The 12516-nt window shown below is 40.3% G+C and carries 9 protein-coding genes and 1 pseudogene; 6 read left to right on the top strand and 4 right to left on the bottom strand.

The annotated features are described in order from the left end of the window. Positions 1-117 precede the first annotated feature (117 nt). From STRDD13_RS02075 to aroB, 6 genes are all read left to right on the top strand, one after another. Entirely contained in the window at positions 118-870 is a 753-nt protein-coding gene (locus STRDD13_RS02075) for an ABC transporter ATP-binding protein (protein WP_067101236.1), read from the top strand. Position 871: 1 nt separating this feature from the next. Continuing rightward, the gene (locus STRDD13_RS02070) at positions 872-2857 is read left to right on the top strand and encodes an ABC transporter permease (protein WP_067101233.1); all 1986 of its coding nucleotides are present in this window, start codon (positions 872-874) and stop codon (positions 2855-2857) included. Positions 2858-3394: 537 nt separating this feature from the next. Next, positions 3395-4060 carry a response regulator transcription factor gene (locus tag STRDD13_RS02065; RefSeq protein ID WP_067101230.1) on the top strand — a complete coding sequence of 222 codons (666 nt, stop codon included), beginning with the start codon at positions 3395-3397 and terminating at the stop codon, positions 4058-4060. Beyond that, positions 4057-5007 carry a sensor histidine kinase gene (locus STRDD13_RS02060; protein ID WP_067101226.1) on the top strand — a complete coding sequence of 317 codons (951 nt, stop codon included), beginning with the start codon at positions 4057-4059 and terminating at the stop codon, positions 5005-5007. The genes STRDD13_RS02065 and STRDD13_RS02060 overlap by 4 nt, the downstream gene beginning before the upstream one ends. Positions 5008-5099: 92 nt before the next feature. After that, a complete protein-coding gene (locus tag STRDD13_RS02055) occupies positions 5100-6137 on the top strand; it encodes a 3-deoxy-7-phosphoheptulonate synthase (protein WP_067101223.1) in 1038 nt (345 codons plus the stop codon). Between the two features lie 15 nt (positions 6138-6152). Then, on the top strand, positions 6153-7217 hold the full coding sequence (gene aroB, locus STRDD13_RS02050; protein WP_067101220.1) for a 3-dehydroquinate synthase: 1065 nt from the start codon (positions 6153-6155) through the stop codon (positions 7215-7217). A gap of 124 nt (positions 7218-7341) precedes the next feature. Here the strand turns inward: aroB and xerS are convergent, their stop codons facing one another. From xerS to STRDD13_RS02030, 4 genes and pseudogenes are all read right to left on the bottom strand, one after another. Then, complete coding sequence (gene xerS, locus STRDD13_RS02045; protein WP_067101217.1) at positions 7342-8412, bottom strand: tyrosine recombinase XerS; 1071 nt, start codon at positions 8410-8412, stop codon at positions 7342-7344. An 896-nt stretch (positions 8413-9308) separates the two neighbouring features. Next, a complete protein-coding gene (locus STRDD13_RS02040; RefSeq protein ID WP_082781194.1) occupies positions 9309-9869 on the bottom strand; it encodes a GNAT family N-acetyltransferase in 561 nt (186 codons plus the stop codon). 237 nt (positions 9870-10106) lie between these two features. Further along, a complete protein-coding gene (locus STRDD13_RS02035) occupies positions 10107-11408 on the bottom strand; it encodes an amidohydrolase family protein (RefSeq protein ID WP_067101214.1) in 1302 nt (433 codons plus the stop codon). 100 nt (positions 11409-11508) lie between these two features. Next, a pseudogene (locus STRDD13_RS02030) lies at positions 11509-12516 on the bottom strand (signal recognition particle protein); the annotation flags it as partial.

The following is a 12516-nucleotide window of genomic DNA, read 5'->3' as shown; positions in this document are numbered from 1 at the left end:
TACAATACTGTAAGGAAAGAACCTTCAATTGCAAGATTGTTGGTTCTTTTTTGCGATATACTAGACTTGTTGATAGGGAAGTAAACAGAAACGCTTCCCCTAAAGGAGGACTTTAGAATGTTTTTAGAAATCAATCATTTGGAAAAGATTTATCGTACGCGCTTTTCAAAGGAAGAAACGCAGGCCCTACAAGATGTTGACTTTTCACTGGAAGAAGGAGAGTTTATCGCGATCATGGGGGAATCTGGCTCGGGAAAGACAACGCTGCTCAATATCTTAGCAACACTAGATAAGCCAAGTAAAGGCAGTGTCATTTTAAATGGACAAGATATTACTAAAATTAAAGAAGGTGCGTTAGCCGATTTCCGATTACGAAATCTCGGATTTGTCTTTCAAGACTTTAATCTATTAGACACGCTCTCTGTTCGAGACAATATCTTTCTACCTCTGGTTTTAGGAAGAGAATCCCTCACCGTCATGGAAGCCAATCTCCAAGTTTTGGCACCGAAATTACGGATTGAACAGCTACTCGAGAAGCGGCCTTCTGAGCTATCCGGCGGTCAAAAGCAGCGGGTGGCTATCGCAAGAAGTCTAATTACCAATCCTCAACTAGTCCTTGCAGATGAACCGACAGCAGCTTTGGATTACCGCAATTCTGAAGATTTGTTAAATCTATTTCAATCCATCAATCAGGAAGGACAAACCATTTTAATGGTGACCCACTCAGCCAATGCTGCTAGTCATGCAAATCGGGTTCTCTTTATAAAGGATGGTCGGATCTTTCATCAGCTATTTAAGGCCCATAAGTCCAATCAAGAGTTTAGTAAGGAGATCTCTTTGTCAATGGCTGCTCTTTTAGGAGGTGAGTAAGATGTTCTACCTCAAACTTGCATGGAAAAATCTTAAAACTTCTCCGAAACAGTACCTTCCCTTTGTAATGGCTAGTTTGGTCTTGTATGTCCTTGTAACATCTACCAACTTGATCTTATCCAGTCCCACTTCAGACAAAATGAAATTTGGGGTGATGACCCTAAATCTGGCGCTGATTGTGCTCATTATTTTTTCCGTCATCATCGAGCTCTACAGCTATAGCTTTCTCATGAAGCAACGAAGTCGAGAGTTTGGTCTTTACAATATCCTTGGGATGAACAAGAAACAGGTTTCCCTTGTTTCGACCATTGAACTCATCATCCTCTGGGTTGGGACTGTCGTTCTTGGAACCTTGTTGAGTAGTGTATTTGCAAACTTCTTCTACCTTATTTTCGTTCATCTGATACAGTATGATCAGTTGAATTTTAGCTTGACGATTTCTGGTCTGTTCTTACCGATTCTGATATTTGGAGTGATCTTCATCTTGTTGTGGATTGTAGGAACTTCCATGATCGGAAAGAGTTCTCCTTTGATGCTTTTTAGGAACCAAGAACAGGCTGAAAAGGAGCCGAAAGCCAATATTTTTCTAGCCTTTCTAGGCCTGGCCATACTCTCTACTGGCTACTATCTTTCCCTTACTTCTGAAAAAAAGGATGGTTTGTCTCTGGTGAGTCGCTTCTTTATAGCTGTTCTCTGTGTCGTCTTTGCAACGTATCTCTTTTATATCAGTTTTACAACTTGGTATTTAAAGAGGAAAAAAGCAAACAAAAAGTACTTTTACCAGCCTGAGCATTTCATCTCGACCTCTCAAATGCTTTTTCGAATGAAAAAAAATGCAGTTGGTTTAGCCAACATCACCTTACTAGCAGTCATGTCTTTTGTGACTATTATGGTAACTTCCTCGATCTATGTCGGTTTTCAACAGTCGGTAAAAGAAAAATTTCCTGAAAATACCCAAGTTTTGTATCAAGTTTCAGACCGTGCAGAAGGACAAGAATTGATGCAAAAAACGATTCAGGAACCCTTGGCCAACAAAGTCGGTCCCCAAATCAGTTATCAATTTTTCACGAGACAGGTGTCTGTTTCTGACCAAGGAGGGGTATTGAATCTTTCAAGGGACGCAGTGAATCCTACCAATATCGCTTTTCCAGTGATTGTGACACAAGAAGATCTACGCAAATTTGGAAATTCCGTCCCGCACTTGGACAAAGATCAGATTGCCCTCTACGGAAGGACAAAAGAAAATCCATCCAAACAGCTGAACCTTTTCGGTCAAACGTATGAAATTCGCCATTATGAGGATGTCGAACGGGTCAAATTACCTGAAGCAACGAATCTCTACAATGCGATGGTCATAGTCGTAAGCGATGATCAAGTGCTAGCAAATATCGCTCAGTCTGGCAATGGAGAAGGAGAAGAAAATCATATTTTCTATACTAGTTTTGTCCATTTAACAGATACGGAACGTACAAAAGTTGCAACTGCTGTAAAGAAAGTCTCTAGAGGAGAAATCAAAAATAACAAAGGAGAAGCATTTCCATTCGCATATACAGGTTATCTTGAGAATGATCAGGAATTTAGAGAATCATCCTTACTGATTAGTGGAGGTTTCCTCTTTACAGGATTTTTACTTGGACTAGCCTTTTTACTAGGAGCAGCCCTCATCATCTACTACAAGCAATATACGGAAGGACATGAAGATAAAAAGTCCTATCGCATCCTACAAGAAGTAGGAATGAGCAAATCCTTCGTGAAGCGAATCATTAACTCTCAGACCATATTTGTCTTCTTTATGCCCTTGGTCTTTGCGATTCTCCATTTTGTAATGGCCATGCCCATGCTCTTGCAAATGTTAAGTCTATTTGCCATAAAGAGTAGCAGTCTGATTTATATCGTGAGTCTTCTGACCATCCTTGTCATTATCCTCATCTACTATCTCATCTATCGGTTGACCAGTCGCGTCTATTATCAGATTGTAGAGCGATAAAGGAGAACATCGACTCTTCATCGAGATGGGGATGGAAGACATCGTTTTTCGAAGACTTCCTTTAGTTGAAGGACGGCTGATAGCCAATCCTAAAGGATACCATCCATACTGTTGAGCTAAAGGTCTCAAGTTACCAAATGAGAGGGGGACAGAAATCGGTCATTCCTTAGAAGTCGATTTGGTCGTCCCACTCCGAATAGTTGAGTCGGGCTGTAAAAGCTAATGAAATCAGCCTAGTAGAGCCCCTCAACCACTGCGTCTTGCTCGACAATCCAAAAACAACAAAGAGGCTAGGACTTTTGTCCCAGCCTCATTTTTTGATGGCAGCCAGTCTTGGTCTCTTACTCGCTTTGCTTCTAAAAACGGAAGGATTCATTTCAGCTTGAATCTATTTTTCGAAAAACAATGGATACACATTTATCGATCATTCTTTTCATTCTGTTCTTGCCTCGTGTTCAGTTTGGACCGAACTGCATTATTTGTAAGGAATTTCTCAAAAGCCTACTCCTATGCTAAAGTTTTTGTTACAATAACAGTATGAGACAAAAGGAAAAAATCTTTATTGTAGAAGATGATGCTTCAATCGTATCCAGTCTGAAAAACTATTTCTCGCCTCTCTATCAGGTAGAAAGTGTTCGCAATTTTAGGGCAGTCCGCCAAGAAGTAGTAGACTTCCAACCAGATTTAGTGCTGATGGACATTAGCCTCCCTTATTTTAATGGATTTTATTGGACGACGGAGATTCGAAAGGAACTGACCATCCCCATCATTTTCATCTCATCCAGCAGTGAAGAGATGGATGCGATTATGGCTATGAACATGGGAGGAGATGACTTTATTTCAAAACCCTTTTCCTTAGCTTTATTGGATGCAAAGATCGGAGCTTTCTTACGACGAGCCTATCACTTTTCTCAACAAGAGTTGACCTTGGATCAGTTTAAACTGAGCTTTGATGGGTCCTTTTCAAATGGAGAAGAAATCTGTGCGCTAACGAAAACGGAAACAAAAATCCTGACAACCCTATTTCAACAACTAGGAAAGGTTGTTGCGAAAGAAGAACTTCTCGATAAGCTATGGGAAGGTGAGGAGTTTATTGATCAAAATACTTTAAGTGTCCATATGACACGACTTCGAAAAAAAGTTTCCAAACTGGGATTTGAGAGGATTCATACGATTAGAGGGGTAGGTTATCTGGTCAAATGATAGGAGCATTTTTTAAAGAATACCGGATTTGGTTTATCGGCTATCTGATTCAAGTGATGGGATTTTTGGTCATCTTTTACCTTTATCAACTGCCTCTTCCTTTTTTTCTCTATAGCTTGATCTTTGCTAGTACGATATGGTCCTTTCTATTGGTCCTTCAATTGACACGATTTTACAAACGGATCCGATTGATTCAGGATATTCATGAGGATTCGTTTTCTGATTTGAATTTGCTTCAACAACCGATTGACCAGGCCTATCTCGATAAAATTACCCAGTTATCCCATCAGCAAGCGGCCGCTGTACTAGCCTTGCAAAAACGAGATAAAGAACGACAAGAAGTGGTTAGGATGTGGGCCCACCAATTAAAAGTTCCTCTTGCAGCCCTCTCTTTGATGCAACAGACGGAAAGAATTGACCCGATTGAAGTGAAGGGACAACTTCTCAGTATGAACCACTACCTTTCAAATCTGCTGAACTATCTTCGACTGACGGACCAGGTGAGTGATTATCGCTTTACAGAAGTAGAAGTTCGCTCACTTGTCGTGGACTTAGTCAAGCAATACCGCATTCATTTTCTTCAAAAACAGTTAACCGTCGATATCCAAGGGAATTGGCACTTAAAAACCGATAAGAAATGGCTATTTTTTGCCTTATCGCAGGTGTTAGACAACGCCATCAAGTATAACCCTCCTGGTGGACACATTCAGATTGATTTGACGGAAGAAGGCCTGATGATGGCAGACTCAGGTGTCGGAATTCTCCCAGAAGATCTTCCGAGATTATTTGAACGAGGGTTTACTGGATTAAACGGTCGTCAGTATCAAAAATCTACTGGATTTGGCTTATTTATGACAAAGAGAGTCTTAACAGACCTTGCATTGGATATTACGGTAGAAAGTGAATTGGATCAAGGGACAAGAGTTTACATAAAAAAGCTTATGTAACAAAACTATGATACAAGTTTCACAAAATCTAGAAATATGATATAATGCAGTCAAGAATAAATGGATGTTTTGCAATAGTAGAGGAGTATTTTATGTCTTTTGAAGTCCAACATGGGCCGATAGATTTAGCCCGTGTGAAAGAGTCTACCCAATTAAGTCCCCAAGCAATGATAGAGAAAAAAAGAAAAGAAGCGGAATTATCCGCTATTATTCGTGGTGAGGATAAGCGCATCTTACTAGTTATGGGTCCTTGTTCCTCGGACAATGAAGCGGCCGTCTTAGACTATGCACATCGACTGGCCATCTTACAAGAAGAAGTCAAAGACCGTATTTTTATCGTTATGCGAGTCTATACAGCCAAGCCACGTACCAATGGAGACGGCTACAAGGGTCTCATTCATCAACCCAATATGGATGCTTCCCCGAGTCTGATTAACGGGATGAAGGCTGTCCGACATCTTCATTATCGTGTGATAACAGAGACAGGTCTCTTAACTGCAGATGAAATGCTTTATCCAGAAAATCTTCCTTTGGTTGATGACCTGGTTTCTTATATCGCTGTAGGAGCACGCTCTGTTGAAAATCAGCAACATCGTTTTGTTGCATCTGGGATTGATGTTCCGACTGGTATGAAAAATCCCACCTCTGGTAATCTCAATGTGATGTTTAACGGGATTTACGCGGCTCAAAATAAGCAATCTTTCCTATTCAATGGCAAGGAAGTTGAAACCAGTGGCAATCCATTAGCCCATGCGATTTTACGCGGGGCGACCAATGAATATGGCAAACATCTGCCAAATTATTACTATGACAATCTCTTAGATACCATCGCCCAATATGAGGAAATGGGTTTGAAAAATCCATTTATCCTGATCGATACCAACCATGATAATTCTGGGAAAAACCATTTTGAGCAGTTTCGGATTGTACGTCAAACCTTAATCAATCGTATTTGGAATGAAAAGATTTATCAATATGTTCGTGGATTTATGATTGAGTCTTACTTGGAAGATGGTCGTCAAGATGAGCCAATCATTTACGGAAAATCCATTACAGATCCTTGTCTAGGTTGGGTGAATACGGAGGACTTAGTCCGTGAGATGTATGCCAACTTAGGCGGTGAATTTTAAAAAGAGGAAATTGAGATGAAACTGCATATTGACCTACCCCATCATCCCTATGATATCGTGATCGAGCGAAATAGTTTGTTTCTAGCTGGGAAATGGCTCTTGGATTTATGGGAGCCCCAGCGAGTCCTCATCATCACAGATGACCAAGTCGGAGCTCTCTACCAGGAGCGCGTCCGCGTGTCACTACAAAAAGCTGGATTTGAGCCCTATCTTTTTTCCTTTCCTCAAGGAGAAGCCTCTAAAAATCTTGAAACAGTGAATGAGGCGTATAAGGTATTGGCCAAAGAAAACTTTACTCGATCTGACGGAATCGTTGCCTTAGGAGGAGGAGTCGTTGGGGACCTAGCAGGTTTCGTCGCTTCTACCTTTATGCGAGGGATTCATTTCGTCCAAATTCCTACCAGCTTAACAGCCCAAGTAGACTCATCTATTGGTGGGAAAACAGGAGTGAATACTTCCTTTGCTAAAAATATGGTCGGAACCTTTAGTCAACCAGATGGTGTTCTGATTGATCCTGATACCCTAGGAACTCTTGGTGAGCGGGAATTGATTGAAGGGATGGGAGAAGTGATCAAATACGGTCTGATTGCGGATCCTGAGCTATGGCATCTTCTAGAAGAAATAACCGGTCGTCCAGAAGATATCTTAAAGCATGCCGAGGACATTATCTATCGTTCTTGTCAGGTTAAACGAGACCATGTCGTTGCAGACGAGCTTGATCTTGGTATTCGCCTTTATCTTAACTTCGGACATACCATTGGTCATGCTATAGAAGCAACGGCTGGTTATGGAAGTGTAATGCACGGTGAAGGCGTCGCGATTGGAATGATTCAAATCACAAAAGTTGCTGAGGAAAAAGGGCTGGTAAGAGAAGGGCTCACAGAGGAAGTCTTCCAAATGTGTCAAAAGTTTGGACTACCGACAAATGTTCAAGAGTGGGATAGAGAATTACTTTACCAAGCTCTCCTTCATGATAAAAAAGCCAGAGGAAAAACGATCAAACTGGTTCTCGTTCCAGAAATTGGAAAAGCAATCATCCATCAAATCCCGCTATCTCAAATGAAAGAATTTTTAGTGTAAAGAAAAAGCAGAAGGAGTTCCTTTTTCTGCTTTTTTTATTGTTTCAATTCATCTTGAAGAAGAACTTTACATAATCGCAGATTCATTACATAATGTTTTTTATGTAATGAATCTGCGCTCCTCTTTATAGTTTATCAAGAGCATTTTTTTGCTCATCGTTAACGATATGGGTATATAGGTCAGTGACTTGCGTATTGGCATGACCGAGTTGGTGACTCACTAAGACCTGAGATTTGGTTGCATCATAGAGTCTTGTTGCCAGCGTATGTCGAAGTTTATGGGGCGTGACGCGAACTTTATAATTCTCCGAGTATTTCGCCACCATTTTTTCAATTGACGAAGCATCCATACGATTGGGAATTCCCCGATATTCAGATAAAAAGAAGGCAATATCTGTTTTTTCAGCCTTGTAACGAGAAGCCCGAATGGTCATGTAGTCTTTTAAATAGGGCTGAGCAAATGCAGCAACATTAACAGAATCTCGTTTGCCCCCTTTTCTTGTCACTTCGATGATCATCGTGTTTAAATTAACATCTTTTATGTTTAGGTTGACGGCTTCTGACAGACGGACTCCAGACGCTAGAAGAAGGGCCAGGATCGCCAGATCTCTTTCCTTGTTTTTCTGGAAGGAAGATAAGGCACGTTTTGATAAAGTTGAAGCATACTCCTTCTCGACATATTGTAAAAAACCAAGAGTCTCCTCACCGAGAAAGAGCTTTTGCTTGATATTCTCAGCCCGTGCAGCCAAGGTTTCCTTTTTCTTCTTAGTTGAGACCTTTTTCATCACATTTCGATAGAAGTAGGGTTCGCCCTCTTCGTTTTCCACCTCCTCAGTCAGATACTTAAAAAGACTCGATAAGGCAGATAGAGTGCGATTTATAGTGGTTTGAGAGACCCCGTGTTGGTGAGAATTTGCGTTTAAAAGGGGGCGCTCACGCAAATAAAGGACAAAAGCCTCCATATCCTTTTTACTGAGATGTTCCAGCGTTTCTAATGGGATGTCTGCAATGGTATGTCCAGAATAAATTTGAGAATCCAATATCCATTCAAAAAAACGTCGGTATTCTTTCAAGTATTCATAGAGCGTTGTAAAGCTGTACGGAACAGCTAATTTCGATTGATAATAGTCCAACACATACCAGGGCATCAGTTCCTTGAGTTGTTCGATTTTTTCCAATAAAAGTTCTCGTCGCATACGTTTCTCCAAAGGGAAATAGATTGATAAAAGAAGTATACCATAACCAGATATATTTTTCAAGAAAATTATAGTTTTTCGGAAAGATACAAGAAGAAATCTATAGGATAAATCAGAATAACTAAAAATGTTTTTCGCCCAAAAAATCGTCAAAACGTACAATATTTACGTGAAAACTGGAAATTTTAATCCCCCTCAATCCATGCGAAAATCTACTTTATTTAAGTGAAAATTAAAAAAATTTTCAAATGTACATTTTGACAATAAAAAAACTTAATATCAATTTAATGATTTTAGAGTGTTTTTAGCTTGTTTGATTTTAAAGTTGTCGATCTATTTTGTTATAAAACTTGTGAAGACCTTTCTGCAGGAACAGGCTAATTCTACTTTGGAGATGGGGATTATACACTTACTTATTCAACTGAGTATATACCGCAGAAATATATGCTGTGTCGTACCTTAGACTTGGTTCGGCAGTTATTTTCGAAAAATCTGCTTGAAAAATTTTTAAAGCCATGAAACCTCCCTTAAATAATCTAGAACTTTCACTTTATTATTGGAAGGAAGTGCTATTCTTTCGGATTTATAAGGTTTTAAGTACTTATTTTCAAACATAAGTTTTAGTCATAAGTTTTAGTTCTTATTGTTGCAATCGTTCTGAGAATTCATCTTTTACTACACCATAAATGCTTTGTTTACTTTTCTATCTTAATAATTAGCATCGTTAATTGAGTTGTTGAGAACATTAGGTACTTTCTCACTTCTATAATCAGCAAATGGCAACAGTCCATCCCCATTCGGACTTCCAACAAAAATATTATCTGAAACCATCACTGGACATTCTGAAACTTTGGCTTTTTAGGCGATTAAAAAAGGCGGTATGATAACCACCTCTTCTACTTTTTCCGATTCCATTCCTCTCGTAATATACCATATTTCAAACTATCATAATAAACACCTCTATAATAACGTACTTTACGAATTTGCCCTTCTTTAGTGAATCCACATTTCTTAGCTACTCGCATCATCGCAATGTTTCCGCTCCATGTCGTCATCCCAATATGTTCCAAATCTTTTGTCTCTTTGAAAATAGTATCTACCCAAATCTCCAATACTTTTGTTGCAATCCCTTTCCCCCACCAAGTCGTATCATATAAAACGATACCTATTTCTAACCATCGAGTCGTCTCATCAATCCATGTTTTAGAAACCATTCCGATTGGTTGCCCATCGACAAGAATGCAACGACAAGTGTCACTTCTTAAAAAACTTGCAATTTTACTGGATTCAAATAAGGCAACATCCTTAAAAACACGATAGTCATTAAAGTAAGGCGCATTCAATTTTGCCCATTCAGGTTTTTCTTTTGTAAAGCCAATGTTCCATATAGCTTTCAACTCTTGAGTTGTGAAACGAACAAGATCTATTGTTATAGATGAGTCAACTCCTTCTCTCATCTCTTCCATTAATGCATACCTCCTAAACTACAAATCAATATTATTCGTAACTGTTTTATTTCAATTGATATTATACTACTAAAACCAACCAATATCCACCGGCTAAGCCAATGGTTTTTCAATTTCGGGCATAGCCCTGATCTCTTCCATAAATATTAGTGGAGGTGGGACGACGAAATCGAATTCTAAGGAATGACCGATTTCTGTCCCCTTCTCTCTTATTGGACACATCCACGGTCACTTGATGAGACCCAATTTTTGAATATCTAAAAATAAAGTTTCTTCATCTAGTCCAAGTACTTTCCCATCTTTTACAACCTGACGACCTGCGATATAGACATGATCCACATCACTCCCTTTTGCAGCATAAACCAAATGAGATAACATGTGATAAGTAGGGTATAGATGGGCTTTTTTCTCAGGTTGAATGATGAGAAAATCTGCCTGTTTTCCAACTTCTAGACTCCCGATTTCGTGATCAAGACCAAGAGCCTTTGCTCCACCAAGAGTCATTGTTTGAAGGACGGAGGATACTGGAAATTTACGTGCATCTCCGTGTTTCATCTTTTGGAGGAAAGCGGCTGTACGTGCTTCCTCAAAGAGATCTAGATTGTTATTAGAAGCAACGGAGTCAGTAGCAAACCCAAGATCTACTCCAGCTTGCATCAGCTCGACGACAGGCGCAATCCCTGATGCAAGTTTAAGGTTGCTGATTGGGTTATGGGCAACGGAAACGGGACTTTTGCCAAGGAGTTCTATCTCATCCTTGGTCAGATCAAGGCTATGAGCAAAGACCCCTTTTTGTTTTAAAAAGCCGAGTTCTTCTAAATAGGCCAATGGACGTTTGCCAGTTCGCTCTATCATCATCTGGCTTTCATCGGTTGTTTCCACTACGTGGATGTGAATGGGTAAGTCTAACTCTTTAGCTAATTGGACACTTGCCTGGAGCAAGTCTTTTTCACAGGAATACGGTGCATGGGGTGCCACCATGACACGGAAATGGGGATCCTCAAAACCTAAAATATCTTCAATAATTCTCCTCGTTCGTCGGATGGTTTCAGCAGTTGTTTCGCCAGGATGACTAAATAGTGTCGGCGAGAAAAAACAGCGCATACCAGACTGACTGACGACCTGATGGATTTGATGGATATCCACTCCTGTTGGATTATACATGTCATTAAAGGTGGTTGTTCCTGATTTTAACATCTCGACAAGAGCTAGTTTCACAGCATTTGTTGTGATATCTGTTGTAAAACGTGCTTCAGCCGGCCAAATCGTCTCTTCCAACCATTTGTGAAGATTTTCGTCATCTGAAATACCTCTCAACAGTGTCATTGCACTGTGGGTATGGACATTGACGAGTCCAGGCATTATCCAGGCATTCTGTCCGTCTTCAACTTCGCTTGCATGCTCTTCCCATGAAGGGTCAACATCCCCAACATAAACGATTTTGTCTCCTTTAATTGCCATCATTCCTTGAAGATAGACCTTAAATTCCTGATCACATGTTACAATGTTCACATTTTTAAAAACCTTCACACTACTGTCCTCTTATTCTCCTACAAACTAGTCTCAACGGTTGCTTACTTTGAGATAGATTGAACCCAACCTAGTGCTTTTAGCTAGATTGGGTTCTGCCTTATTTCCGTTTTTTCTTTGCCTTTTTTAGTTTATTGGCTTGACGTTTCATCATTTGTTTCATAGCAAAGGATCCGACACGTCCTTTGAGACCACCACCCATCATTTGGCTTAGGTCCGGCATTCCATTTTGCCCCATCATTCCTTCCAATGCAGACATATCTGGCATACCAGCAGATGACGGAAGGTTGGGCATCCGGGAAGGATCCATTCCCATTTGTCGCATCATCGCATTCAGGTCACCACTCATAACCCCTTGCATCATAGACTTCGCTTGGTTAAAGTCTTTGATAAATTTATTGACTTCGATGAAGGTATTCCCTGAACCAGCCGCAATGCGTCTTCTACGTGCTGGGTTGAGGAGATCTGGATTTTCACGCTCCTCTGGCGTCATGGAATAGACAATTGCCTTTTTCCGAGCAATCTCCTTTTCATCTACCTTGACATTGGCAAGGGCAGGATTACCAGCCATTCCTGGAATCATTTTTAAAAGGTCTTCCATAGGCCCCATATTTTGGACTTGTTCTAACTGTTGGATAAAATCATTGAAATCAAAAGTGTTCTCCCGCATTTTTTCAGCAAGTTCCAATGATTTTTTTTCATCATAATCTTGAGCAGCCTTTTCAATCAGGGTCAGCATATCCCCCATTCCCAAGATGCGAGAGGCCATCCGATCAGGGTGAAAGGTCTCAATATCCGTAATCTTTTCGCCTGTACCCGTAAACTTGATTGGCTGACCTGTAATCTGACGGACAGAAAGGGCCGCTCCACCCCGGGTATCTCCATCGATTTTTGTGAGAATCACACCCGTGATTGCTAGTTGTTCATGAAATTCCCGGGCAACATTCGCCGCCTCTTGACCAATCATGGCGTCCACTACAAGAAGGATTTCATTGGGTTTAGCTAACGCTTTGACATCCCCGTAATTCTGCCATTAAAGCCTGATCAATCTGCAATCGACCGGCCGTATCAATCAAGACATAGTCATTTTATTGGCACGCGCCTGTTC

Source organism: Streptococcus sp. DD13 (assembly GCF_001578875.1).
Taxonomy (GTDB): domain Bacteria; phylum Bacillota; class Bacilli; order Lactobacillales; family Streptococcaceae; genus Streptococcus.
The sequence above is the reverse complement of the archived record's forward strand: the minus strand, read 5'-3'. Positions and strand labels throughout refer to the sequence as shown.

Bases quoted from the DNA above. Each gene is read 5' to 3' on its own strand.
- STRDD13_RS02075 (WP_067101236.1), top strand. From the start codon at position 118: ATGTTTTTAGAAATCAATCATTTGGAAAAGATTTATCGTACGCGCTTT.
- xerS (WP_067101217.1), bottom strand. From the start codon at position 8,412: ATGCGACGAGAACTTTTATTGGAAAAAATCGAACAACTCAAGGAACTG.
- STRDD13_RS02040 (WP_082781194.1), bottom strand. From the start codon at position 9,869: ATGAGAGAAGGAGTTGACTCATCTATAACAATAGATCTTGTTCGTTTC.
- STRDD13_RS02070 (WP_067101233.1), top strand. From the start codon at position 872: ATGTTCTACCTCAAACTTGCATGGAAAAATCTTAAAACTTCTCCGAAA.
- STRDD13_RS02065 (WP_067101230.1), top strand. From the start codon at position 3,395: ATGAGACAAAAGGAAAAAATCTTTATTGTAGAAGATGATGCTTCAATC.
- aroB (WP_067101220.1), top strand. From the start codon at position 6,153: ATGAAACTGCATATTGACCTACCCCATCATCCCTATGATATCGTGATC.
- STRDD13_RS02060 (WP_067101226.1), top strand. From the start codon at position 4,057: ATGATAGGAGCATTTTTTAAAGAATACCGGATTTGGTTTATCGGCTAT.
- STRDD13_RS02055 (WP_067101223.1), top strand. From the start codon at position 5,100: ATGTCTTTTGAAGTCCAACATGGGCCGATAGATTTAGCCCGTGTGAAA.